Source organism: Pantoea sp. MT58, from assembly GCF_014495885.1.
GTDB lineage: Bacteria > Pseudomonadota > Gammaproteobacteria > Enterobacterales > Enterobacteriaceae > Pantoea > Pantoea eucalypti.
The window spans coordinates 3743075-3768581 of the sequence record NZ_CP061083.1 but is presented as its reverse complement, the minus strand read 5'-3'; the positions used below and the strand labels follow the sequence as shown (position 1 = coordinate 3768581).

The window sequence follows — 25507 nt, the reverse complement described above, 5'->3', positions numbered from 1 at the left end:
AATTCATTTTTTTCACACTCTGTTGGCGTTTTATACTGGCGACATCAATTTAATCGGGGAGACACGGTGATGGCGTTAGCACTCACTCCACTCAGCAACCGCGCAGTGCAATGGCTTAGCCTGCCACTGCAGGTAGGGTTATATATTGGCCTGTTTGTCGCCAGTCAACAGCTGGTGAGCTGGCTGCACCTGCCACTGCCTGCCAATATCGTCGGGATGCTGGTGCTGCTGGCGTTGATCGTAACGCGGATTGTGCCGCTGAACTGGGTAAAAGCCGGGTCACGCTGGCTGCTGGCCGAGATGTTGCTGTTTTTTATTCCGGCGGTGGTGGCCGTCGTGAACTATGGCGCGCTGCTGCGTGTGGATGGCTGGCGCATCTGTGTGGTGATTGGTGTCAGTACGACGCTGGTGCTGGCGTCGACCGCCTGGGTCGTGGACCGGCTTTATCAGTATGAAGTCGCGCGCGCCGCGCGTAAGCAGAATCCAGATGCGTGATTTTATCATCAGTCTCTTGTGTGTCGCGGTTACGCTGCTGGTGTATGCGCTGAATAAACGGCTTTATAGCCGCTGGCGGACACTGCTGTTAATGCCACTGGTCATGACGCCGCTGGTGCTGGTCGGACTGCTGCTGCTGACGCACATCAGCTGGCAGGATTACATTGCTGAAAACCACTGGCTGCTCTGGTTGCTGGGACCCGCTACGCTGGCGTTTGCAGTGCCAGTCTATGAGAACGTGGAGATTATTAAGCGGCACTGGCTATCCCTGAGCGCGGGCGTATTGACCGCCACACTGGTCGCTGTCTGCAGCTCGGTCTGGCTGGCGCGGCTGTTGACCCTGCCGGAGTCAATCCAGCGCAGTCTGGCGGTGCGCTCCATTACTACCCCGTTTGCGCTGGCCGCAGCCGGACCGATTGGCGGTCAGCCCGATCTGGTTGCGCTGTTTGTGGTCATCACTGGCGTGTTTGGCATGGCGGTAGGTGACGTGCTTTTTCTGCGCCTCGCAATCAAGCAGGGTGTGGCGAAAGGGGCCGGGTTTGGGGCTGCGTCGCACGGTGCCGGAACGGCGCGTGCTTATCAGCTTGGGCAGCAGGAGGGCGTGGTCGCCAGCCTGGTCATGATGCTCTCGGGCGTAGTGACCGTGGTGCTGGCCCCGCTGATTGGACACCTGATGTGGACAATATAGTCTACACTGCGTAGCGCAGAGGCAGCGGTAATTCTGAACGCGACACGTATTTTTACGTAAAGTTTCCCGGATTTTGTTGTCTCTCCGTTTCAGGCTGTTAACCTTGCGGCCGAATTAATTGTCCTTCACGGAGTGGAATCATGTTTAAGCAACTTGTTACCGGGAGCGCCCTTGGGCTGGTTTTACTGAGCGGCGCCGCTCAGGCAATTGAAGGCAGTGTTGATGTCAGCGAACACAACACCAACCTGAACCTGGGTCTGGGCACCACAACACCCGGTCTGTTTCTGAAAGGTAACTGGCTGCGTAGCGACCATGACGGCAGCACCTACGGTGCCGGTCTGGGTTACAACGTTGATTTCGGGCCGCTGCGTCTGGCGCCGACCGCAAAAGCGATTTTCACCCATCCTGAAGATGGAAAAGATGGATTTGCGGTGGCGCTGGGTGGTGCAGCACACTACAGCTTCAACAGCATGTGGGGCCTGTATGGTGAGTATTATTACGCGCCAGAGTCGTTCACCGATCACCTCGACAGCTATCAGGAAGCCGCTGGCGGCCTGAGCTTCACGCCGGTTTCACTGCTTAACCTGCGTGTGGGTTATCAGTACATCGAACTGAACAACAAAGATGGACGCAAAGATAACGTGCTGGTCGATGGCCCGTACGTGGGTGCATCTCTGCGCTTCTGATTCTGTTGCGTGAAAGAGAAGGGCGACTACTTCTGTAGTCGCCCTTTTTTATTGGCTGCTCGTTATCAATGTTAAACGGCGATCAGTGCGCCTTACCCTGTTCAATGCCGGTGCCCGTCTGCGAGCGAATAAACTGTGCGCGGAAGCGCGAACGTTCCTCTGCGCCCTGCTGCGAATGGTCGGTGACAGAGAAGAGCCAGATGCCCACAAATGCCACTACCATGGAGAACAGCGCCGGATATTCATACGGGAAAATCGGTGTCGCATTTCCCAGCACCTGCACCCACACGGTTGGGCCAAGGATCATCAGAATGACGGCAGTCAGCAGACCCAGCCAGCCGCCCACCATCGCGCCGCGCGTGGTGAGTTTTGACCAGTACATCGACAGCAGAATGATCGGGAAGTTACAGCTGGCCGCAATTGAGAAGGCCAGCCCGACCATAAAGGCGATGTTCTGCTTCTCAAACAGAATACCCAGCGCAATAGCGACCACGCCCAGCGCCAGCACGGTGATTTTAGAAACCCGCAGCTCATCTTTCTCGCTCGCCTGACCTTTGCGGTACACGCTGGCATAGAGGTCGTGAGAAACCGCCGACGCACCCGCCAGGGTCAGGCCCGCGACCACGGCCAGAATGGTGGCAAAGGCAACCGCTGAGATAAAGCCCAGGAAGGTGCTGCCGCCCACGGCGTTAGCCAGATGCACCGCCGCCATATTGGTCCCACCAATCAAGGCGCCGCTGGCATCTTTAAAGGCCGGATTAGCGCCCACCAGCAGGATGGCACCGAAGCCGATAATAAAGGTGAGGAAGTAGAAGTAACCCATAAAGCCGGTGGCCCAGAAGACACTTTTACGGGCCTCTTTGGCATCCGCGACGGTGAAGAAGCGCATCAGAATGTGCGGCAATCCGGCTGTACCAAACATCAGGCCCAGCCCCAGCGACAGCGCCGAGATAGGATCTTTCACCAGTCCGCCAGGCTGCATAATCGCGATGCCTTTTGGATGGACTGCCATCGCTTCGGTGAACAGCGTATTAAAGCTGAAATTGGCTGCTTTCATTACCATGATGGCCATAAAAGAGGCACCAAACAGCAGCAGCACCGCCTTGATGATCTGCACCCAGGTGGTTGCCAGCATGCCGCCAAACAGCACGTACATCACCATCAGAATGCCCACCAGAACCACCGCCACATGATAGTTCAGGCCAAACAGCAGCTGGATAAGCTTACCGGCACCCACCATCTGCGCGATCAGGTAGAGCGCCACCACCACCAGCGAACCGCAGGCTGACAGGGTGCGAATCGGCATCTGCTTCAGACGATAGGAGGCGACGTCAGCAAAGGTATAACGACCCAGGTTGCGCAGCCGCTCGGCAATTAAAAACAGAATCATCGGCCAGCCGACCAGGAAGCCGAGCGAGTAGATCAGTCCGTCATAGCCGGAGGTGTAAACCAGCGCCGAAATGCCCAGAAATGAGGCTGCTGACATGAAGTCACCCGCCATCGCCAGGCCATTCTGAAAGCCGGTGATATTGCCGCCCGCAGTGTAGTAGTCGTTGCGCGAACGGGTGCGTTTTGACGCCCAGTAAGTAATCCCCAGCGTGGCGCCGACGAAAATCGTAAACATGATAATCGCCTGATAGTTGGTCGCCTGGCGCTGCACCGCACCGGTAATCGCATCGGCGGCCAGCGCTGAAAACGGCAACATCAGGGCCAGTAGCCATAAGGTGAGACGGGTCATGATTTCACCTCGCGGAGGATCGCTTTGGTTAAACGGTCAAATTCCCCGTTGGCGCGCCAGACATAGACACCGGTCAGCACAAATGACATCACAATCAGCCCGACGCCAATCGGGATGCCGCGCGTCACATTGGTTCCGGCATGCAGCGGCGTACCGAGCCAGCCGGGCGCAAACGCAATCAGCAGGATAAAACCGACATAGAGCACCAGCATAATCAGCGACAGCAGCGTCGCGAACGCCTGGCGCTTATGGACTAACTCATGAAAAAGCGGATTACGTTCAATCTGCTGATTGATTGCATCCTGATTCGAAAGGGCGTCATTCATCACATTTTCTCCAGAGGGCTTGCAGGCAAGAACCTCACGACAGGGCGTGGATTCAGCTGGTTATAATATTTGTGACTACCGGAACAGACTGCGTAGGGCGGGGGTGGCGGGAAGCGATCTTCCCGCCGGACAGCGTGCGCTTAAGGCATTTTGATCGACTGTTTCTCCTCAAGCAGTTTTTCAACTACGCCAGGATCGGCGAGGGTAGAGGTATCACCCAGGTTGCTGGTATCACCGGTGGCAATTTTGCGCAGAATACGGCGCATGATTTTGCCGGAGCGGGTTTTCGGCAGTGAGTCGGTCCAGTGCAGCACATCAGGCGTGGCAATGGGGCCAATCTCTTTGCGGACCCACTGGCGCACTTCGGTGTACAGCTCTGGCGACGGCTCTTCACCGTGATTCAGCGTGATATAGGCATAAATCGCCTGGCCTTTGATGCTGTGAGGGATCCCCACCACGGCCGCTTCGGCAATTTTAGGGTGCGACACCAGCGCCGATTCAATCTCAGCGGTTCCCAGGCGGTGACCGGAGACGTTGAGCACGTCATCAACGCGTCCCGTGATCCAGTAGTAGCCATCTTCATCGCGACGGGCACCGTCTCCACTGAAGTAGACATTTTTAAAGGTAGAGAAGTAAGTCTGCTCAAAACGGTCATGATCGCCAAAGAGGGTACGCGCCTGTCCAGGCCACGACTCGGTGATCACCAGATTGCCTTCACAGGCACCTTCCTGTGGCTGACCTTCGTTGTCCACCAGCGCCGGTTGCACGCCAAAGAACGGTCGGGTGGCAGAACCGGCTTTCAGTTCGGTCGCACCCGGCAGCGGCGTGATCATGAAGCCGCCAGTTTCGGTCTGCCACCAGGTATCCACAATCGGGCAGCGGCTGTTACCAATTTTCTTGTAGTACCACTCCCAGGCTTCAGGGTTAATCGGCTCGCCGACCGAGCCCATAATGCGCAGGCTGCTGCGGTCGGTGCCGGCAATCGCTTTGTCCCCTTCCGCCATCAGCGCACGGATGGCGGTCGGCGCGGTGTAAAGCAGGGTGACTTTATGTTTATCAACCACTTCCGCCATACGGCTCGGTGTTGGCCAGTTCGGCACCCCTTCAAACATCAGGGTGGTGGCACCACAGGCCAGCGGACCATACACCAGATAGCTGTGACCGGTTACCCAGCCGACATCGGCGGTGCACCAGTAGATATCATCCTGATGATAATCAAAGACGAACTTAAAGGTGGTGGCGGCATAGACCAGATACCCGCCAGTGGTATGCAGCACACCTTTAGGTTTACCGGTTGAACCCGACGTATAAAGGATAAACAATGGATCTTCCGCGCCGACTTCGGCTGCAGAATGGTTGGTGCTGGCGTTGAGCATCAGGTCATGCCACCACTGATCGCGGCCTTCAACCCAGCCCACATCTTTACCGGTGCGCTGGAACACCACCACGTTTTTCACGCTGGTGACGTTGGGATTTTTTAACGCATCATCGACATTTTTCTTCAGCGGAATGCTGCGACCGGCGCGGATCCCTTCATCGGCCGTAATCACCAGCGAAGCGCTGGAATCGACGATACGGCCAGCGACCGCTTCCGGTGAGAAGCCGCCAAAAATCACCGAGTGGACGGCACCAATACGCGCGCAGGCCAGCATTGCCACCGCGGCTTCCGGCACCATCGGCATATAGATCGCCACCACGTCGCCTTTTTTCACGTCCAGCAGCTCCAGCACGTTGGCGAAGCGACAGACTTCAGCATGCAGCTGGCGGAAGGTCAGGGTTTTGCTTTCGCTGGCGTCATCGCCTTCCCAGATAATCGCCGGGTGATCGCCGCGCGTGGCGAGATGACGGTCAAGGCAGTTTGCCGCCAGGTTGAGCGTGCCATCTTCGTACCAGCGAATGTTAATGTTACCTGGCGCAAACGAGCAGTTTTTCACTTTGCTGTAAGGCTTAATCCAGTCAAGGATTTTGCCCTGTTCGCCCCAGAAGCTGTCTGGATCGTCGACAGATTGCTGATACATCGCCTGATACTGCTCTGCTGTAATCAGGGTGTTTGCTGCAATATTCTCTGGAACAGGATGAATGTGATTTTGGCTCATGGCGGATCTCCTTGAAGATGTTAATGATATGTCAATCAATGGTTAATTAAAGCCTGCCCTGAGTCTTTGTTTCTTTTTTGCGCCACAGATCACGTGATAGCGCTTCCGCCGCAAAACGTGAAGCCGGATTGCTACTTTCGTTTAACGCTCTGACGGCGATGGGGAATTAAGAAGGGGTATGAAAAGGGAATGGGCTGGATAAAAAGCAAGCAAACGCGCCGGCAGCCTTTTTAACCAGTAGTGAATAGCTATGCGTAAATTCATCTAAGTATTACTTTTCATAACAGCAGGTTAGGTATTTTTACTTCCGGCAGCACTTTATGCTGCTTAGGTGGCTAACTTTTAATCGGATCTGCCAGGGGTTGCATTTACCACAGTGAAAATGGTACTTATCTCGCCCCTGTTCTGCAGGTATCAACTCAGACCGCGTCTGAAAATGGGTATGGGAATCATCAGATTTTCATACGAGGCGCTGTTTCTAAACACCCTCTAATTTACCGGGCTTTTTGCTCACTCCCTGTGTGTATTGTCTTCTGCACCTTCGCAGTAGAGAGAAACGGGTTTTGACTGAGGAAATTACGCGTTATGAAAGGTTTTAAAATCAGCCTGGCCTGGCAGATTCTGACAGCCCTGGTGCTTGGCATCGTTGTGGGTGCTGTATTGCATAATCAGCCAGACAATCGTGAATGGTTAGTCGCTAACATTCTCAATCCTGCAGGCGATATCTTTATTCATCTTATCAAGATGATTGTGGTACCGATTGTGATTTCATCCCTGGTTGTCGGCATCGCTGGCGTGGGTGATGCAAAAAAGCTGGGACGCATCGGCGTCAAAACGATTCTCTACTTTGAAGTGATCACCACCCTTGCCATTGTGGTCGGTATTACGCTGGCCAACGTATTTCAACCCGGCACCGGCATTGATATGTCAACGCTGGCAACGGTGGACATCTCTAAATATGAAGCGACAACGGCAGAGGTACAGGGCGGTCCGCACAGCCTGGTCACCACCATTCTGTCGCTGATCCCGCAGAATATCTTCGCTTCCATGGCGAAGGGCGACATGCTGCCGATTATCTTTTTCTCGGTGCTGTTTGGCTTAGGTCTGTCGTCACTGCCGTCGGAACAGCGCGATCCGCTGGTAAACCTGTTCCGTGGCATTTCTGAAACGATGTTTAAAGTGACGCACATGATCATGCGTTATGCGCCGGTCGGTGTGTTTGCGCTGATTGCGGTGACCATCGCTAACTTCGGATTTGCCTCGCTGTGGCCGCTGGCTAAGCTGGTGCTGCTGGTTTACGCGGCAATTCTGTTCTTCGCTTTTGTGGTGCTGGGCGGAGTCGCGCGCTTCTGTAAGCTGCGGATTACTACGCTGATGTGTATCCTGAAGGATGAGCTGATTCTCTCTTACTCTACCTCCAGCTCAGAAACCGTATTGCCACGCATCATGGAGAAGATGGAAGCCTACGGCGCACCAAAAGCGATAACCAGCTTCGTGGTGCCGACCGGTTATTCGTTCAATCTGGATGGTTCGACGCTGTATCAGAGTATCGCGGCGATCTTTATTGCCCAGCTGTACGGCATTGACCTGTCGCTGACCGATGAGATTGTGCTGGTCCTGACGCTGATGGTGACCTCGAAAGGGATCGCGGGTGTGCCAGGCGTGTCGTTCGTGGTGCTGCTGGCCACGTTGGGCAGCGTTGGTATTCCTCTTGAAGGTCTGGCGTTTATCGCCGGTGTTGACCGCATCATGGATATGGCGCGTACTGCGCTGAACGTGGTCGGTAACGCGCTGGCGGTGCTGGTGATTGCCCGCTGGGAAAACCAGTTCGACGCTGAACAGGCAAAAGAGTATGAGCTGCAGTTGCGTACACAGACCGCAAGCTGAGAACAGCGTTAACGTAAAGAGGGGCTCAACGAAAGTTGGGCCCTTTTTGTTTGTGTGGCTTTGTCATCGTTCTTAGCAGGATGAGCATTCAAAAAATTAGTTATATAAATATAACTAAATAGCGCTTTTGATAGCTTTTTCGTTGCTTTTATGACTGAATTTGGTTATTTTTAAAGGTGGATTGAAAGCGTGCTTTGACAACAAGGAGTGTTGACGGATGCCAGAAATTAACTGGACGAAAAGGGCATTGAAACAGCTATATGGGCTGCCTCAGAAAGAAGGTAACGCCATCGAAGATGCTGTAGAGGCGCTGGCTAAGTGGCCTGATATTCCCATCTGAAGGTCGAAAAGCTGACGGATGATAAAGAGAAGCGAATGAAGTTGGTGGTGGGTCACTACCGCGTGCTGTGGAAGATAGAGAAAGGTCAGCCAGTGGTTATCGCTATTCTAGAAGTCGTAAGAAGAACATCGACCACGTATAAAAAGCGTTAGCAAGCGGTTGGGGTTAGCCTGCGTCACCACTGAGTTAAGAGCAGATAAGAACATAGCTAAGTCGCGCCAGCAGATGATCAGGTCTGGACTGTTGCGGCAGTAAGGAGTGATTAACCATGAATGCGATACAGTTTCTGACAGACGAGCGCGGGAACCGCACGGGTGCCGTCATCCCCATTGAGTTGTTTAACCGGCTCATGGCCGGGCGTCACTTAGACGACGTATTTGAGCCTCTCACCTATAAAGCGGGACCGGATGATGACGAAACGATTCCCCATGACGTAATGAAAATCAGCCGGAGGCAATCTGTTCCTTTGCATGTTGCCTGGCGTTTACATCGGCAAATGTCGCAGGAAGAGGTCGCGAACAAATTAGGCATCACGCAGGCTGGCGTTTCGAAGTTAGAGTCGAGAAAGAAACCTCAAAAACAAACGCTTGAGAAGCTGGCAGCCTTATATGACTGCAGAACGTCACAACTTTATATTGATTAAATCAACGTGCTTTTAAACCGCATTGTGCCTTTCAGTCGGACACAAAGGGTGGCTACGTAAAGTCGGCGTAAACCCATCCCTGGGGCCTCGGCCGCCGCATCCATGCGGCGGACGCTTTACTCCGCTCCCCCTTTGTATCCGCCTTTATGCCAGCTATGCGCTGTATTTTAAGAAAATCAAAAGATCGTATCGAAGGATTTATTTGCGATACAGCACGGATTTTTAAATCTTATCGGCAAGCTCAAGCCCTTTACAAACAGCAATAAAACAGCCTAAGGGAAGAAAAGGTTCACCTGAAGAGTAAAGCGTCCCACCGCCAGGGATGGCGTGGGCCGAGCGTCATGGATGACGAATGCGTCTTTACGATCAGGTGAACCTTTTCTGACTGGCTCTGATCACAAAGCCATTAAGCCCCGAATGCCAGGCACCCTGCTTAAGCTCAACGCTAACCAGCCCAATCCCCCGCAACATGACCCACCCCACAGCCATTGAAAAAAGATCTCACTCAATGAATTAATCATTCGTTATGATAGTGAGTAAATCGAATAATTTATTCCTTAGCGGAGCCCGCCATGAAACTCGACCTCAGCCAGATGCTCACCGAAGGCCGCAACCCGGCCAGCCAGAACATTGATGAACTCTCCACCGAAGCGATGCTGCGCGTCATTAATGACGAAGATAAAAAGGTGGCGCTGGCGGTTGAGGCCATCGTGCCGCAAATCGCCACCGCCGTTGACGCCATCTGTGCCGCGTTTCGTGCAGGTGGACGACTGATCTATTGCGGTGCGGGCACCTCCGGGCGGCTGGGCATCCTGGATGCCAGCGAATGCCCGCCTACCTTTGGCACGCCGCGTGAGCAGGTGATTGGCCTGATTGCCGGCGGCCACACCGCAATACTACAGGCGGTTGAAAACGCCGAAGATAACCGGGAACAGGGCGCGCAGGATTTGAAAGACATCCATTTTAGCCGCCATGACGTGCTGGTCGGTATCGCCGCCAGTGGTCGCACACCTTATGTGCTGGGTGCGCTGGCTTACGCGAATGAACTGGGCGCGACCACTGTGTCGCTTAGCTGTAATCCGGGCAGCGCGATGTCACAGGTTGCCGCCATTGCGCTCACACCCGTGGTCGGTCCGGAAGTGGTCACCGGCTCCTCCCGCATGAAAGCGGGCACGGCGCAGAAACTGGTGCTCAACATGCTCACCACCGGATCAATGATCCGCAGCGGAAAAGTCTATGGCAACCTGATGGTCGATGTGGAAGCCACTAACCAGAAACTGGTGCAGCGCCAGGTCAACATCGTCATGCAGGCTACGGATTGTGATGACGCGACTGCTCGTGCGGCGCTGACCGGCTGTGGCGGACACTGCAAAACCGCCATCCTGATGGTACTGGCTGACCTGAACGCCGATGAGGCCAAAGCGCTGCTCGGTCAGCATCAGGGCTTTATCCGTCAGGCGCTACAGGCAGCGGGGGCACGCTGATGGCGAAAATCACCGAGGCACTGTTACGCGACATCCTGCAGGCGGTCGGTGGTGCGCAGAATATCGCGGCCTGCGGTCACTGCATGACACGGCTCCGCCTGACGCTGAATCAGCCAGAACAGGCTGATCTTTCCAGGTTAAAAAGCCTGCCGGGCGTGCTGGGGGTCATCGACAGCGATGCGCAGTTACAGATTGTCGTGGGGCCAGGAAAAGCGCAAACCGCCGCCGAGGGAATGCAAAGCCTGCTGTCGCAGGGTGATACTGCAATGGCTTCGCAGGGCGAAACGGCGGCGCTTAGCCAGCTGGCAGCGCAGCAGAAGCAGCAGCTAAAGGCGAAACAGACCAGTGGGGTGCATCAGTTCCTGTCGCGCTTCGCCACTATCTTCACGCCGCTAATCCCAGGCTTTATCGGCGCGGGACTGCTGCTGGGATTTGCCACGCTGATTGAACAGAGTCTCCATCTTAATGCGCCCGGCGATCACGCGCCCTGGCTGCTGCACACCGTGGCCTACATGAAGGTGTTCGGCAAAGGGCTGTTCACCTTTCTCAGTATTCTGATCGGCTATAACGCACAGAAAGCCTTTGGCGGCAGCGGCGTAAACGGCGCCATCATCGCCTCGCTGTTTGTGCTCGGCTATGTGCCCACGGCCACCACCGGCTACTACAGCGGTATGGAGAGCTTCTTTGGTCTGACGATCGATCCGCGCGGCAACATTATCGGTGTGCTGATGGCGGCGATTATCGGGGCGTGGATAGAGAAACAGCTGCGCAAAATCATTCCTGACAACCTGGATATGATCCTCACCTCGCTGTTTACGCTGGTGATCACGGGCGCCATCACCTATCTGCTGATTATGCCGCTGGGCGGCGAACTGTTTAAGGGAATGTCGTGGCTGTTTATCCACCTCAATAGCAATCCCTTTGGCTGCGCGCTGCTGGCTGGACTGTTCCTGATTGCGGTGATGTTCGGTATTCATCAGGGCTTTATTCCTGTCTATTTTGCGTTGATGGAAACCCAGGGATTTAACTCGCTGTTTCCGATTCTGGCAATGGCGGGCGCAGGCCAGGTCGGCGCATCACTGGCACTCTGGTGCAAAGCAGAAAAAGGCGCGCTGCTGCGGGCGCAGATCAAAGGTGCAATTGTCCCCGGCCTGCTTGGGGTGGGCGAGCCGCTGATCTATGGTGTCACGCTGCCCCGCCTCAAGCCCTTTATCACCGCCTGTGGCGGCGGAGCACTGGGCGGCTTTTTTATTGGATTGGTCGCGTGGCTGGGTTTGCCAGTGGGGATGAACACGGTATTCGGGCCGTCCGGGCTGGTCACTCTGCCACTGATGACCTCCAGCCAGGGCATCTTCGCCGGGATGGCAGTTTACCTGGCCGGGCTGATCGTCGCATGGACCGGCGGTTTTCTGCTCACCTGGTGGTTTGGCACCCGTAATGTTGACCTCAGTTAAGCCACTGCCGGAATTCTCCAGTCTGGCTAACGGATAAAAACAGATCAAAAGTGTGAAAGCCGCTGCAAAGTGGCTTTTTTCGCGGCAGAAATTAAAGCGTATTACTAAAGAGTCGGCGCGGGCATGCCGAAAATATAAAAAAGGGTAATCGTTATTTCTCAGCCCGCCGTTTTCACGCTGCGCCTCAGACTGTTGCGTGCAGGACGTCGGGTCTCCAAGGACTTTTGATGCGTAACAACCAGCCTGTCTCTCAGCGTGAATATCTGTTCGATGATCATGCGACACTGATGTCGACCACCGATCTCAACAGCCACATTACCTACGCCAACGACGCGTTTATCGAAGCAAGCGGATTCACTGCTGACGAGATCAACGGGCAGCCGCATAACATGGTGCGTCACCCCGATATGCCGCCAGAAGCCTTTGCCGATATGTGGGCGACGCTGAAGCAGGGCGAACCCTGGACTGCGCTGGTCAAAAACCGCCGGAAAAACGGCGACCACTACTGGGTGCGTGCCAATGCCATTCCGGTCGTACGCGACGGTAAAGTGCAGGGTTATATGTCCGTGCGCACCAAACCTACGGCTGAAGAGGTGCGTCAGACAGAAGTGCTCTATCAGGATTTTCGTGAAGGCCGCGCCAGAGGGCGACGTTTTCACAAAGGCCTGCTGGTGCGCAGCGGCTGGCGTCGTCCCGCCTCAATCCTGAAGACGCTGCCCCTGCGCTGGCGGATTCGCAGCACGCTGATGGCGTTACTGCCTCTCTCGGTGGCGGGCGTCTGGGCACTGGGCATGACCCACACTGCACTGGCAGGCTTTGCTGCGGGAATGGCTGGGCTGCTTCTGCTCTGCAGTGTGTGGCTGGAGCAGCAGATTTCACGTCCTATTGAGCGGATGTGCAAACAGGCGCTCCGCGTAGCGACCGGTGCCAGCCATCAGGTTGAACAGATGGATCGTGTGGATGAGGTCGGCGTCACGCTACGTGCCATTGGCCAGCTCGGATTGATGTTCCGCTGGCTGGTGGATGATGTCAGCGGCCAGGCGATCAATGTGCTGAGTGCCAGTGATGCCATCGCCCGCAGTAACAACGAACTGAGTCGCCGTACTGAACAGGCGGCGGCTAACGTGCAGCAAACCGCGGCGACCATGAACGAAATGACCGCGACGGTGAAGAGCAACACCGAAACTGCACATGAGGCGAATAGCCTCTCAGCCAGCACCAGTCACGCCGCCAGCAAAGGCGGCGATGTGATGACGGATATGATGGGCATGATGGGCGAAATTGCCGACAGCTCAACGCGTATCGCCAATATAACCAGCGTGATCGACGGCATTGCCTTCCAGACTAATATTCTGGCGTTGAATGCTGCGGTGGAAGCGGCGCGGGCAGGTGAGCAGGGTAAAGGCTTTGCCGTGGTCGCGGGTGAAGTTCGCAGCCTGGCGCAACGCAGCGCTAAAGCCGCCAGCGAGATTAAAATGCTGGTTGAAACCAGCAGCAGCCGGGTCAAATCGGGCAATGAGCATGCCAGCGCGGCGGGCCGGACGATGCAGGATATCGTGTCGCAGGTGCAGAATGTCACTGCGCTAATCGCCCAGATCAGTGCCGCTACGGCGGAACAGGCGACGGCGCTCAGCGAGGTCAGCTCAGCAGTAGAAGATCTCGATGATATCACCCATCAGAACGCTGCCCGCGTGACAGAAAGCGCTGAGGCGTCTGGTCGCATGACCCATCAGGCTAACCGTCTGGTGGAAGCGATCAGCGTCTTTCGCTAAGAAGCCAGCGCCTGCGTGCCTTCGCGTCCGGCACGCAGCGCGCCAGGCGACTGACCAACGATCCGCTTAAACGCGCGACTGAACGCCGCAATCGAGCCGTAGCCGAGATGATAGGCCACGGCTTCCACCGCTTCCCCATTGTTCACAATCCGCTGCACCGCCAGCCGCATCCGCAACTCCGTAAGATAACGCAGCGGCGTCATACCGGTGGCATTGAGAAAACGTCCGGCAAACACCGAGCGCGAACAGCCTGCCACGCTGGCCAGTCGCGCTACCGTCCAGTTTTCGCCCGGCTCCCGATGCATCGCGGCAATCGCCTGACTCAGACGCGGGTCGCGCATTGCCTGCACCAGCCCGCTACTCTGGCCGCAGCCGTTTTCTACCCAGCCGCGCACAATCAGTGCGGCCACGACATCCGCCAGACGCGACAGAATGCCGGCAAACCCCGCCTGACGCGTGCGTGACTCCCGCTCCATTGCGGCCAGGATCGGCTGAATCTCCGGGTACTGCGACAGCAGAGTGCTCACCAGCATCACATCCGGCATGGTATTGATCAGCGGCTGCATGCCGCCAAGCTCAAACGCCATGCAGGCGCTGAACAGCAGTACGCTGTGCTCGTCCTCACCGGCATCTTCCGGGGCGGCGATGGCGCAGACGCTGTCGCAGAGCGGCTTGCTCGCCATGTTTTTAATGCACTGGCAGTCCGCCTCCTCACTGGAGATCAGGCTGTGCGGTTTACCGTGTGGCACCAGCAGCGCATCGCCGCTGTTGAGCTGAAACACCTCGCCGGAGGCGCTGCGCACCAGCAGTGAGCCACGCCCGACAAAGTGGAACTGCGCCCGGCCCGGTGCGTGCTCGTAGCGCAACCCGAATGGCGCGCTTACCGCGATGCGCTGGTAGTTCACGCCATACAGGCGCATCCCCATCAGCAGTTCACTGGTCAGATCTCCATAGTGGCTCATGTGATTCCAGACGAATTATCAAAAATGAAGGTGTAAGCATCATAGATCGTCCTGATGCGACACTCTATGCTCACACTCACTTTTTTTATCTTCCGGAGAAGCAGCATGAGTCTGACAACCGAAGTGGCTGATGAGGTTTCCTCGCCGACCCGTCCCGCGTGGGGTGCGGTATTTGCCATGGCATTTGGGGTGTTCAGCCTCATCACCGCCGAATTTTTACCTGTGAGTCTGTTGACGCCGATGGCGCACAGTCTCGGTGTGTCCGAAGGGCAGGCGGGACAGACCGTCACCATTACTGCACTGGTCGCGCTGTTTACCAGCCTGGTGACCGGCAGCGTCACGCGGCGAATTGACCGCCGTATTGTGATGCTGGTTTTTTCACTGTTGCTGATCGCCTCTGCGCTGATGGTGGCCTTTGCGGCTGACCTGACGGTAATCCTGCTGGCGCGGGTGCTGCTGGGTATGGCCATTGGTGGCTTCTGGACACTTTCAACCGCTATCACTATGCGTCTGGTGCCCAGCGATCAGGTGCCACGTGCACTCTCTATTGTGTTTAGTGGTATCTCGCTGGCGACAATTATCGCTACGCCGCTTGGCAGCTATCTCGGTGGACTGGTCGGCTGGCGCAACATCTTTATGCTGACCGCCGGGCTGGGCGCGGTGGCGCTGCTGTGGCAATTCTTTACGCTGCCCGCCATGCCGGCAGAGAACAAAGCCCGCAACGGCGGGGTGCTGGCACTGCTGCGTATCGGTGTGATGCAGTGGGGCATGCTGGCCGTGATCATGATGTTTACCGGCCACTTCGCCTTCTTTACTTACCTGCGTCCGTTTCTGGAAGGTGTCGCGCAGCTCAACCTTAATCAGCTGTCGCTGGTGCTGCTGGCCTTTGGCGTAGCGAACTTTTTTGGCACCTCGCTGGCCGGTTATCTGGTCACCCGTAGTGTGTCGCTGACGCTGAGTGGCATGGCGCTGTTAATGAGTATCACCGCGCTGCTGCTGGTGAGCTTTGGTGATGTCAGCTGGCTGGTCGGCGCGGGCGTGGCGATCTGGGGGATGGCGTTTGGTTCGATGCCAACCGGCTGGTCTACGTGGATTTCACGCGCGGTGCCGGATGATGCGGAATCGGGCGGCGGTTTACTGGTTGCCACTATCCAGCTGGCGATTACCGTTGGTGCGGCGGCAGGCGGCTGGATGTTTGACCTGCGCGGCGCAGGCGGTGTGTTTGTTGCCAGCGGCGTACTGATGCTGCTGGCTGCGCTAACTATCTTCAGCCGGGTAAGGCATCACGGATAATTCTCTGAAGGCAGCGCGTTATGCTGCCTTTTTTATTGAATCTGGATTATTAACCTTTTGAGTGATAACTGTGCGAAATGTGCTTTTTATCATCAGTTTTATTGAATGAGTTAAGCAAAACCCTCCGCTTTTTACTGATCAACTTCAGGGCTAATATATCTATCAACAAGGCAGCACGCCTTACCTGATAAAAATTAACCGAGGAATTGACCATGAAATCTATCAAAACTTTTGCAGCTGTTATCGCCCTTTCTGTTCTGCCATTCGCCAGCTTCGCCCAATCTGTGACCGCTGTCGACTCTACGCTGGACGGTGCTGAAGCGAAAATCGCTGCGCAGGCTCAGGATGCTGGTGCTTCATATAAAATCACTGAAGCCTACACCAACAACGGCGTTCACATGACTGCTGAGCTGCTGAAATAAGCTGCAATTTACCCTCTGATGCTGACAGGACGCCTTCGGGCGTCCTGGCGGCGTTTCTGCTGAAATAAAAGATTTTACTTCCAGATTTTGCAAACGAAAAAGCCACTCTGACGAGTGGCTTTTTTATGTCAAAAAACGGCAATCCTCACCCGTTACACGTCTTCCGATGCCTCGCGCATCATCTCATCGTGCGGCACATCATCCAGAATCTGCTCAAAGCTGCGCAGACGCTTGTAGATCGACATCAGTTCGATCAGCGTTGACCAGGAGGCGATCAGATACTGGAACGAGCCGCGTACCTGATCAAACACGTTGGTGATCTGGTTGAGTAAGCCCAGCGTAATCGTGCCCGCGACAATCGACGGGAACAGCAGGAAAAGACCAAACACATTATCGACCTGCAGATAGAGAATGCGGGTGATATTGAAATAGAGATAATGGAAATAGAGTCGGAAGTAGTTAACCCGCACCCGACTGAACAGCTCCTGCACCGTTTGTGGCCCGGCGCGATCGGCATTGTCTTCGCCGTAAACCAGCTCTTTACGGTAGGCGGCTTCAACCCGCTGATTGCGGAACTCCAGCCCCGGCAGCTTAATCCCAACCAGCGCCAGCAACCCGGTGCCGAATACGGACCAGAGCACAGCGGCTATCACCAGCGCGTAAGGAATATTGCCGAGGATCGGAATATCTTTCACATGATGTGACAGCGCGACCAGCACCGGCAAAAACGCGACCAGCGTCATAATCGCCTGAATAAAACTCACCCCCCAGTTTTCCAGCGTGGTTGCAAACCGCATGGTGTCTTCCTGCACACGCTGTGCAGCACCTTCGACATGACGCAGGCGCTGCCAGTTGTGCATGTAGTAGTTATTCATGGCCGTACGCCAGCGGAAAACCCAGTGGCTGATAAAGAAGGAGTTGAGTACGCCAATCACCACCGCGATTAATGCGATGCCGAGAAAAGAGATAACCTCATGGTAAAACTCTGCAATCTGCACCGATCCCGCTTTGGTCAGCGCTTTCTGAATCAGATCGTAGAACGGGCCATACCAGGCATTAATGGCGACACCTACCTGCACGCCAAACCAGGTGACAAAGATGATCAGCGCAGAACCCCACACAGACCAGCGCCGCCATGGATGCGGATCAATAAGCCGCCAGGCCCCGGCAAAAATAGCTACCATTATCCAGTAATAGAGATAAAACCAGAGCTGACTTGCGGCAATAAAACGCGCCGCCGTCGTTGGGAGGGGCTGCTTCATTGCGGTTTCAAAAGTGGGCCAGATGCCTGGCAGATGGGCGGCAAAGCCGAACCAGGCAAAAATTGCTAATAAGCTCCAGACAGCCGCAGAGCTGAAAAACAGCGCTGGCCGCGGAAAAAAAGACTTAAACATAGGTACTCCGCTGTTGTGTATTGCTTGTTATAACGTTTTTGACGTGTCGCTGTCTGTAGTCTGTTGTTTCTGCTCATGACAGGAAGAAGATAGATGTTAATGAAATTGTGCGATTTTGTTTCTTTGAACTAAATCTTTGTGAATGGCAGTGATACAATATGCAGGTTTGTTACCGGTAACAAGCAGGCGCCACGCCTGTATCTGCTGATAAAAACCATTACAACGCAACCACCACTTTTTCATACCGCCAGTGAGTGCGGGAATGAGGCAATGTCATGTCAGAACAAAAAAAGGGTCATTCACGCAGGGATTTTTTGCTGAAGACAATTACCCTGGCGCCTGCGATGGCGGTAGGCTCCACCGCAATGGGCGCGCTCTCCCTTCCGCTGGCCGCGCAGGCGGCTGAAACCCCGGCCGCACCGCAGCAGGCACGTGATTACCAGCCGAACTGGTTTACCGCCGAAGAGTTTGCCTTTATTACCGCCGCCGTGGCACGCCTGATTCCCAGCGATGAACGCGGACCGGGAGCGCTGGAAGCGGGCGTGCCGGAATTTATCGATCGTCAAATGAATACGCCGTATGCCACGGGATCGAACTGGTATATGCAGGGTCCGTTTAATCCCGACCTGCCGAAAGAGCTGGGCTATCAGCTGCCGCTGGTGCCACAGCAGATTTACCGCCTTGGTCTGGCCGATGCGGATAATTACAGCAAAAAGCAGCACGGCAAGGTCTTTGCTCAGCTCAGCGGTGAGCAGCAGGATGCCTTATTGCAGGCGATGGAGAGTGGCAGCGCGGAATTCAGCCAGCTGCCGGCAAAAGTCTTCTTCAGCTTCCTGCTGCAGAACACCCGTGAAGGCTTCTTTAGCGATCCTATCCACGGCGGGAATCAGGGCATGGTCGGCTGGAAGCTGATCAACTTCCCTGGCGCTCGCGCCGACTTTATGGATTGGGTAGAGCGCGGCGAACGGTATCCGTTCCCGTCAGTGTCGATTCGCGGAGAGAGAAGCTAAGCATGGCAAACGAAATGAAAAAAGTGGATGCGGTCATTGTCGGCTTCGGCTGGGCAGGCGCGATTATGGCGAAAGAGCTGACTGAAGCGGGCCTTAACGTACTGGCGCTGGAGCGCGGGCCGCATCGTGATACCTATCCCGATGGATCCTATCCGCAGTCCATTGATGAGCTGACCTATAACGTCCGCAAAAAGCTCTTCCAGGACCTCTCCAAAAGCACCGTGACGATTCGTCATGACGCTTCTCAGACGGCGGTACCTTATCGCCAGCTGGCGGCATTTTTGCCCGGCACCGGGACCGGTGGCGCAGGCCTGCACTGGTCAGGCGTCCATTTCCGTGTTGATCCCGTTGAGCTGCGGATGCGCAGCCATTACGAAGAGCGCTACGGTAAAAACTTCATTCCGGAAGGCATGACGATTCAGGATTTTGGCGTCAGCTACGATGAACTGGAGCCGTTCTTCGACAAGGCGGAAAAAGTCTTTGGCACCTCAGGCAGCGCCTGGAGTATCAAAGGTAAAGTGGTCGGCAAAGATAAAGGTGGTAACCCGTTTGCGCCCGACCGCTCAGATAACTTCCCGCTGCCCGCGCAGAAGCGTACTTACTCGGCGCAGTTGTTTGCTCAGGCGGCAGAGTCAGTGGGTTATCATCCTTATGATCTGCCCTCCGCCAATACGTCAGGTCCGTACACCAATACCTATGGCGCGCAGATGGGGCCGTGCAACTTCTGCGGTTACTGCAGCGGCTACGCCTGCTACATGTATTCCAAAGCGTCGCCGAACGTCAATATCCTGCCCGCGCTGCGTCAGGAGCCGAAGTTTGAGCTGCGCAACAACTCCTATGTACTGCGGGTCAATCTCAGCGATGACAAAACGCGTGCCACCGGCGTGACCTATGTGGATGGACAGGGCCGTGAGCAGGTTCAGCCCGCAGATCTGGTCATCCTTTCCGCCTTCCAGTTCCACAATGTGCATCTGATGCTGCTGTCGGGCATCGGCAAACCGTACAATCCGATGACCAACGAAGGCACTGTGGGCCGTAACTTCGCCTATCAGAACCTCTCTACGCTCAAGGCGCTGTTTGATAAAAACACCACCACCAATCCGTTTATCGGTGCGGGTGGTGCAGGCGTCGCGGTGGATGATTTCAACGCGGATAACTTCGACCATGGGCCACTGGGCTTTGTCGGCGGTTCGCCATTCTGGGTCAACCAGGCGGGCACCAAACCGATCTCTGGCCTGCCAGTGCCTGCGGGTACGCCTAACTGGGGCAGCAAATGGAAAGCGGCGGTAGCGGACACCTACACGCATCACCTGTCGATGGATGCGCATGGCGCTCACCAGTCCTATCGCGCCAATTACCTCGATCTCGATCCTAACTACAAGGATGCCTATGGGCAGCCGCTGCTGCGCATGACCTTTGACTGGCAGGATAACGACATCAAAATGGCGCAGTTTATGGTCGATAAGATGCGCAATATTGCTGAAGCGATGAATCCAAAGATGATCATCGGCGGCGCGAAAAAGCCGGGCACCCATTTTGACTCCACGGTGTATCAGACCACCCATATCAGCGGCGGGGCGATCATGGGCGACGATCCCAAAACCAGTGCGGTTAACCGTTATCTGCAAAGCTGGGATGTGCCGAATGTCTTTGTTCCAGGCGCATCCGCCTTCCCGCAGGGACTGGGTTACAACCCGACCGGCATGGTGGCGGCGCTGACTTACTGGTCAGCCAAAGCTATTCGCGAACACTACCTGAAAAACCCCGGCCCACTGGTGCAGGCATAAGGATATGGCGATGAAAAATAGCATTCTGGCTCTGGTTCTTGGCTCCCTGACGTTTGCCGCACTGGCGGAGAGCAACCAGGACGATCTGGTTAAACGGGGTGAGTATCTGGCGCGTGCCGGGGACTGTGTTGCCTGCCACACCAGCAAAGGCGGCGCGGCGTTTGCCGGTGGTCTGCCGATGGCGACACCCATTGGTACCATCTACTCCACCAACATTACGCCCGATCGCGACACCGGCATTGGTGAATACAGCTACGACGACTTCCAGAAAGCGGTGCGTCACGGCGTAGCGAAAAACGGCGATACGCTCTATCCGGCGATGCCCTATCCCTCCTACGCCGTGGTCAGCGATGAAGACATGAAGGCGCTTTACGCTTACTTCATGCATGGCGTTGCGGCGGTTAAGCAGCCAAATCGGGAGAGCGACATTCCCTGGCCGCTATCGATGCGCTGGCCGCTGGCGGTCTGGCGCGGGATTTTTGCGCCCGACGTGAAAGCATTCCAGCCTGCAGCAGAGGAAGATCCGGTGCTGGCACGCGGTCGCTATCTGGTTGAAGGACTGGGCCACTGCGGGGCCTGTCATACACCGCGTAGCATCACCATGCAGGAGAAGGCGCTGACTAACGAAGAGGGCAGCGACTATCTGGCGGGCAGCAGTGCTCCTATTGATGGCTGGACCGCCAGCAACCTGCGCGGCGATAACCGCGATGGGCTGGGGCGCTGGAGCGAAGACGATCTGCGTCAGTTCCTGCGTTATGGCCGCAACGACCAGACTGCCGCGTTCGGTGGCATGACCGATGTGGTGGAACACAGTCTGCAGCACCTGAGCGAGTCTGATATCACGGCAATTGCGCGCTATCTGAAGTCACTGGGTGCGAAAGATCCCCATCAGGCAGCGTTCAGCGTGGATGATGCCACGGCAAAAGCGCTGTGGCGTGGTGATGACAGCCAGACGGGTGCTGCAACCTACGTTGACAGCTGCGCGGCATGTCATAAAACCGATGGCAGTGGCTATAAACGCTTCTATCCAGCGCTGCGCGGTAATCCGGTCGTTCTGGCGGACGATCCCACCTCCCTGATCCATATCGTGCTGGTGGGCGGGCAGTTGCCTGGCGTGAATGGCGCGCCGTCGACCATTACTATGCCAGCATTTGGCTGGCGTCTGAACGATCAGCAGGTGGCGGACGTGGTGAACTTCGTGCGCAACAGCTGGGGCAACACGGCGTCGAAACAGGTCAGCGCGAAACAGGTCGCTGAGCTGCGTAAAGATGAGAAAGATCGGCTGGGCAGTGCGGATATCAGCGTACTGGAAGGTAAATAACCGACAGTAACAGAGGCCGTCATCAACAGGATGACGGCCTTTTTTTTAAATATTCTCCAGATCGATTCCGCGTGTTTTCGGCCCGTAAATCCCTACCGACAGCATCACCATCACCATGCTCAGCACGATAAAGGTGATTACGCCTGGCGTGCCGGCATACTGCAATATCACCCCAATCAGAATACTGCTGAAGACCGTAGAAAGGCGACTGAAGGAGTAGCAGAAGCCGACTGCCCGCGCGCGGATATGGGTCGGGAAGATCTCGGTCTGATAGGCGTGGAAGCTGAAGGTCAGCCAGGCGTTGGACCAGGTGATCAGGAAGCCGCAGAGAATCAGCAATACTGGCTGCGTCTGGAAGGCGAACAGCGTGCCGAACACCACCGTCATCAGCGACGACAGGACGATCTGCCACTTATTCTCCAGCTTGTCAGCGTAGCGGCTGCAGATCAGCGAACCGAGCGGATAGGCCAGCGTGATGAAGAAGGCATAAAGCAAACTGTGCGTCACCGTGGCACCGTTTCCTGACAGCAGCGCAGGCAGCCAGTTACCAAAGCCGAAAAAGCCGATCGCCTGGAAAAAGTTCATCACCACCAGCATCAGGGTGCGCTTGCGGTAAGCGGGTGACCATATCTCGCTGAAACGCCCTCGTTTTGGCAGCTGCCCTGCGGCGTCATCGGGCTGAACAGCGGGGCCAGCCGGGATACCACAGCGCTGCTCCATCGTGGACAATACCTGATGCGCCTCCTGATGACGGCCCTGCTGCGCCAGCCAGCGTGCCGACTCCGGCAGATTTCTGCGCACCAGCCAGATCACCAGTGAACAGACCGCGCCTGCGATCACCACCCAGCGCCAGCCTTCAAGACTGAGCAGCGTTTGCGGAATCAGCCACCAGGACATCAGCGCCACGGCGGGTACCGACAAAAACTGCACGAAAAAAGAGAAGGCAAAGGCGCGGCTGCGAAGATGGGTCGGCACCCACTCCGACAGATAGGTGTCAATGGTCACCAGCTCGACGCCCAGCCCGATCCCCACCAGGAATCGGAACAGAATAATCATCTCCGCACTCTGCTGGAACGCCATCAGCAGTGAAAACAGCCCATACCACAGCAGCGCACACATAAAGGTCAGACGGCGACCAAAGCGGTCAGCGTAGGGCGCCAGCAGGCTGGCACCGAAAAACAGGCCGAGAAAAGTGGCCGAGGCGAATGCCGCCTGATCGGAGAAGCCCAGCACGCCTGCCGCGCCGGTGTGAAAGACGCCTGCGGATAGCAGGCCGGTGCTGATATAGCCGGTTTCAAACAGGTCATAAAGCTCAAAAAAACCGCCCAGCGCCAGCAGCGTAATAAAGCGCCACAAACCGGTGGAGGAGGGCAGCGCATCAACCCGTGCGGCTAAGCTGTTGCGGGCCGCCGATGAAGCGTGCAGTGGCGGCAGGCTAGTGGAGGTAGTGGTCATTTCAGCATGAACCTCAGGCAGTGTGGAGACGACTCGCAGCCGGTCAGATAAGGACTAACAGAGTTAACCGTTAGCAAGCGAAGAAATAGCAGAATAATCAATTCATCCGCCGTTGCCGAGCGGGGTGTTGCTGACGATTTAGCAATGTACGTTGCAGGTTTTGCCATCTGTGGCGCACGTACTCCGGCAGCGACGACTGGAGCAGGATCTGCATGCCGCAAATTCCGGGCTGTCTCTCAGCCCGGTCACGTGAGGGCAGGTCCGCATGGATGCAAATGGCGTCCTTGCGCTAGCATAGTCCCGCTTTGTGACACTTTCTTCACGGACGCGGAAAAAGCTGAGCTGAAGAAGCAGACCCAATTACGGAAAGATGAGGTTAACGTGAGTTTTTTTGACGAGCTGAAAGCATCGCTGGAAGAAGCTGTTGAGATCAAAAACGGCGTCCGGGTGCCTGGTCGTGTTACGCGCTATACGGTGGCCGATGTGAAGGCTATTCGGGCACTCAACCCATGCCCCGATATCCCCCAGCCGGAAAAGAGAGAAAGCGCCACCGATAATGCCTGCATCGGTGGCACTGAGACTTAAGGCAGTTTCGGCCAGACACCCGGCCCAATTGGCAGACCCAGCAGATACCACACCATCAGCAGCGCTATCCAGCTGATAAAGAACACCAGCGGATAGGGGAAAATCAGCACGTAATAGGTGCCGAGCTGCGCATCTTTCTGATAACGCTGCAAAAAGGCCAGGAACAGCGGCAGGAAGGGCGACATGGGTGCCAGCGGCAGTACGGCGGAGTCAGCGATGCGGAAAATCATCTGAGCGAAGGCGGGATGAAAGCCGAGCAGCATAAACATCGGCACAAAGACCGGCGCCAGAATTGACCAGATTGCTGAGCCGCTGGCGATAAACATACAGAGAAACGCCGACAGGAACATCAGGCCCAGAAAGGCGGGCGCGCCGCTGACGCCTGCGCTTTCCAGCACATCGGTCAGCCCGATTGCCATGAATTTTCCCATGTTGCTCCAGTTGAAGAACGCCACGAACTGCGACAGCGGAAACACCATCACAATAAAGCCCGCCATGCCCTTCATCGGATCGACCAGCAGCTGCGGGATATCATCCGGACGGCGGATCTGCCGTGTCACCACGCCGTAAGCAATCGCCACCACAAAGAAGAACAGAATGATGATGGGCACAATGCCCTGAATAAAAGGCGAAGGAATGATGGCGCCGGTGGTGGGATTGCGTAGCGGTGCATTTTCGGGGACCACCAGCAGCGCCATCAGGGCGATAAACAGCAGCGCGGCGATCCCGGCGGCCCGCAAACCGCGGTTCTCCAGAGGCGTCAGTGCCGCCAGCTTCTCACCGTTGCCCTGCCACTGCGGCAGGCGCGGCTCGACGAATTTATCAGTGAGCAGCGCGCCCACTATCGTCAGCACAATCACCGAGGTCGCCATAAAGAACCAGTTGTCGATGACGCTGACATGCACCGTATCGCTGACGGCTTTAGCCGCTTCGGTGCTGATGCCCGAGAGCAGCACATCGGTGGTGACAATCAGCAGATTGGCGGTAAAGCCAGAGGCGACGCCGGCAATGGCCGCCAGCAGGCCTGCAACCGGATGACGGCCCACTGCCAGGAAGATCAGCGCACCGAGTGGCGGCATCACCACCAGCGCAGCATCCGAGGAAATATGGCTGAAGAAGGCGATAAACAGCACCATATAGCTGGCGTAACGACGGCTGACGCGCGACGCCATCTTCACCATCAGTGACTGTAGCAGGCCGACTTTTTCCGCCAGACCGGCACCAATCACCAGCGCCAGAATCGATCCCAGCGGGGTGAAGCTGCTGAAGTTTTTGATGATATTGGGCAGGATCCACTGAATGCCTGCGACGCTCAGCAGGTTGTTCACCCGCACCATTTCACCGTTACTGGGGTTCTTTACCGCCAGATCCAGTGCACTGATAATGGCGGTGGCCACCATCAGCACCACGATCAAATAAACAAACAGTAAGAACGGGTTGGGCACTTTATTGCCCACACGCTCGATCCAGCTGAAGAGCCTGCCGGGGCTTCGGTTCTCGGATGTTGCTTCCATGGTATGGGTTCTCGTCTTGTGTTTCCCCTATCGGCGCAGGCCCGGTCTGGCGTCGGTCATGGTATATGACCGACGGTGAGTTCAGAGTCGGCTCCGCTGAAGCAGGGATGTGTTTGCACTATTTTTATAGTGGTCCGTGTCAGAGACACGGCCGG

The 25507-nt window shown here is 56.1% G+C and carries 21 protein-coding genes and 1 pseudogene; 15 read left to right on the top strand and 7 right to left on the bottom strand.

Annotation, left to right across the window (positions count from 1 at the left end; genetic code table 11):
• The first annotated feature begins 69 nt into the window (after window positions 1-69).
• The 3 genes from IAI47_RS17740 to IAI47_RS17730 all read left to right on the top strand — a co-directional run bounded on the left by IAI47_RS17740 (window position 70) and on the right by IAI47_RS17730 (window position 1869).
• Complete coding sequence (locus IAI47_RS17740) at window positions 70-495, top strand: CidA/LrgA family protein (RefSeq protein ID WP_033763398.1); 426 nt, start codon at window positions 70-72, stop codon at window positions 493-495.
• The gene (locus IAI47_RS17735) at window positions 488-1183 is read left to right on the top strand and encodes an LrgB family protein (protein WP_003855718.1); all 696 of its coding nucleotides are present in this window, start codon (window positions 488-490) and stop codon (window positions 1181-1183) included. The genes IAI47_RS17740 and IAI47_RS17735 overlap by 8 nt, the downstream gene beginning before the upstream one ends.
• Before the next feature lie 140 nt (window positions 1184-1323).
• Window positions 1324-1869: a YfaZ family outer membrane protein gene (locus tag IAI47_RS17730; protein WP_003855717.1), complete on the top strand. Its 546-nt coding sequence runs from the start codon at window positions 1324-1326 to the stop codon at window positions 1867-1869.
• Between the two features lie 82 nt (window positions 1870-1951).
• Here the strand turns inward: IAI47_RS17730 and IAI47_RS17725 are convergent, their stop codons facing one another.
• The 3 genes from IAI47_RS17725 to acs all read right to left on the bottom strand — a co-directional run bounded on the left by IAI47_RS17725 (window position 1952) and on the right by acs (window position 6029).
• Window positions 1952-3607 carry a cation acetate symporter gene (locus tag IAI47_RS17725; RefSeq protein ID WP_003855716.1) on the bottom strand — a complete coding sequence of 552 codons (1656 nt, stop codon included), beginning with the start codon at window positions 3605-3607 and terminating at the stop codon, window positions 1952-1954.
• Window positions 3604-3933 carry a DUF485 domain-containing protein gene (locus IAI47_RS17720; RefSeq protein WP_003855715.1) on the bottom strand — a complete coding sequence of 110 codons (330 nt, stop codon included), beginning with the start codon at window positions 3931-3933 and terminating at the stop codon, window positions 3604-3606. The genes IAI47_RS17725 and IAI47_RS17720 overlap by 4 nt, the downstream gene beginning before the upstream one ends.
• Window positions 3934-4073: 140 nt before the next feature.
• Window positions 4074-6029: an acetate--CoA ligase gene (acs, locus tag IAI47_RS17715; RefSeq protein ID WP_008926618.1), complete on the bottom strand. Its 1956-nt coding sequence runs from the start codon at window positions 6027-6029 to the stop codon at window positions 4074-4076.
• 585 nt (window positions 6030-6614) lie between these two features.
• Here acs and gltP point away from each other — a divergent pair.
• The 6 genes from gltP (at window position 6615) to IAI47_RS17690 (ending at window position 13609) form a co-directional block, all read left to right on the top strand.
• Complete coding sequence (gene gltP, locus IAI47_RS17710) at window positions 6615-7916, top strand: glutamate/aspartate:proton symporter GltP (protein ID WP_008926619.1); 1302 nt, start codon at window positions 6615-6617, stop codon at window positions 7914-7916.
• A gap of 217 nt (window positions 7917-8133) precedes the next feature.
• Entirely contained in the window at window positions 8134-8256 is a 123-nt protein-coding gene (locus tag IAI47_RS22095; RefSeq protein ID WP_003855712.1) for a type II toxin-antitoxin system RelE/ParE family toxin, read from the top strand.
• Window positions 8257-8524: 268 nt separating this feature from the next.
• Window positions 8525-8899 carry a helix-turn-helix domain-containing protein gene (locus IAI47_RS17705; protein WP_003855711.1) on the top strand — a complete coding sequence of 125 codons (375 nt, stop codon included), beginning with the start codon at window positions 8525-8527 and terminating at the stop codon, window positions 8897-8899.
• Between the two features lie 572 nt (window positions 8900-9471).
• Entirely contained in the window at window positions 9472-10383 is a 912-nt protein-coding gene (gene murQ / locus IAI47_RS17700; protein ID WP_008926620.1) for an N-acetylmuramic acid 6-phosphate etherase, read from the top strand.
• The gene (gene murP / locus IAI47_RS17695; protein WP_008926621.1) at window positions 10383-11837 is read left to right on the top strand and encodes a PTS N-acetylmuramic acid transporter subunit IIBC; all 1455 of its coding nucleotides are present in this window, start codon (window positions 10383-10385) and stop codon (window positions 11835-11837) included. The genes murQ and murP overlap by 1 nt, the downstream gene beginning before the upstream one ends.
• A 227-nt stretch (window positions 11838-12064) precedes the next feature.
• Window positions 12065-13609, top strand: coding sequence for a PAS domain-containing methyl-accepting chemotaxis protein (locus IAI47_RS17690; RefSeq protein ID WP_008926622.1), 1545 nt, complete (start codon window positions 12065-12067; stop codon window positions 13607-13609).
• On the opposite strand, the gene IAI47_RS17685 is transcribed toward IAI47_RS17690, so the two are convergent.
• Window positions 13606-14571 carry an AraC family transcriptional regulator gene (locus IAI47_RS17685; RefSeq protein WP_008926623.1) on the bottom strand — a complete coding sequence of 322 codons (966 nt, stop codon included), beginning with the start codon at window positions 14569-14571 and terminating at the stop codon, window positions 13606-13608. The two genes, IAI47_RS17690 and IAI47_RS17685, sit on opposite strands and share 4 nt — an antisense overlap.
• A gap of 105 nt (window positions 14572-14676) precedes the next feature.
• On the opposite strand from IAI47_RS17685, the gene IAI47_RS17680 reads away from it, so the two are divergent.
• Together IAI47_RS17680 and IAI47_RS17675 are read left to right on the top strand one after the other, a co-directional pair.
• A complete protein-coding gene (locus IAI47_RS17680; protein ID WP_008926624.1) occupies window positions 14677-15864 on the top strand; it encodes an MFS transporter in 1188 nt (395 codons plus the stop codon).
• Window positions 15865-16076: 212 nt separating this feature from the next.
• The gene (locus IAI47_RS17675; protein WP_003855705.1) at window positions 16077-16286 is read left to right on the top strand and encodes a DUF1471 domain-containing protein; all 210 of its coding nucleotides are present in this window, start codon (window positions 16077-16079) and stop codon (window positions 16284-16286) included.
• 152 nt (window positions 16287-16438) lie between these two features.
• On the opposite strand, the gene sbmA is transcribed toward IAI47_RS17675, so the two are convergent.
• Window positions 16439-17680 carry a peptide antibiotic transporter SbmA gene (gene sbmA, locus IAI47_RS17670; RefSeq protein ID WP_008926625.1) on the bottom strand — a complete coding sequence of 414 codons (1242 nt, stop codon included), beginning with the start codon at window positions 17678-17680 and terminating at the stop codon, window positions 16439-16441.
• Between the two features lie 275 nt (window positions 17681-17955).
• On the opposite strand from sbmA, the gene IAI47_RS17665 reads away from it, so the two are divergent.
• The 3 genes from IAI47_RS17665 to IAI47_RS17655 are packed head-to-tail and all read left to right on the top strand — an operon-like array spanning window position 17956 to window position 21798.
• Window positions 17956-18690 carry a gluconate 2-dehydrogenase subunit 3 family protein gene (locus IAI47_RS17665; protein WP_008926626.1) on the top strand — a complete coding sequence of 245 codons (735 nt, stop codon included), beginning with the start codon at window positions 17956-17958 and terminating at the stop codon, window positions 18688-18690.
• 2 nt (window positions 18691-18692) lie between these two features.
• On the top strand, window positions 18693-20477 hold the full coding sequence (locus IAI47_RS17660; protein WP_008926627.1) for a GMC family oxidoreductase: 1785 nt from the start codon (window positions 18693-18695) through the stop codon (window positions 20475-20477).
• 10 nt (window positions 20478-20487) lie between these two features.
• Window positions 20488-21798, top strand: coding sequence for a cytochrome c (locus tag IAI47_RS17655; protein WP_008926628.1), 1311 nt, complete (start codon window positions 20488-20490; stop codon window positions 21796-21798).
• A 45-nt stretch (window positions 21799-21843) separates the two neighbouring features.
• Here IAI47_RS17655 and IAI47_RS17650 read toward each other — a convergent pair whose 3' ends face one another.
• Window positions 21844-23253, bottom strand: a complete 1410-nt coding sequence (locus IAI47_RS17650) for an MFS transporter (RefSeq protein WP_008926629.1) — start codon at window positions 23251-23253, stop codon at window positions 21844-21846.
• Window positions 23254-23634: 381 nt separating this feature from the next.
• Here IAI47_RS17650 and nadS point away from each other — a divergent pair.
• Window positions 23635-23754 (top strand): annotated as a pseudogene (gene nadS, locus IAI47_RS22150) (NadS family protein); the annotation flags it as partial.
• 80 nt (window positions 23755-23834) lie between these two features.
• Here the strand turns inward: nadS and abgT are convergent.
• A complete protein-coding gene (gene abgT / locus IAI47_RS17640; protein ID WP_008926630.1) occupies window positions 23835-25352 on the bottom strand; it encodes a p-aminobenzoyl-glutamate transporter in 1518 nt (505 codons plus the stop codon).
• Window positions 25353-25507 lie beyond the last annotated feature (155 nt).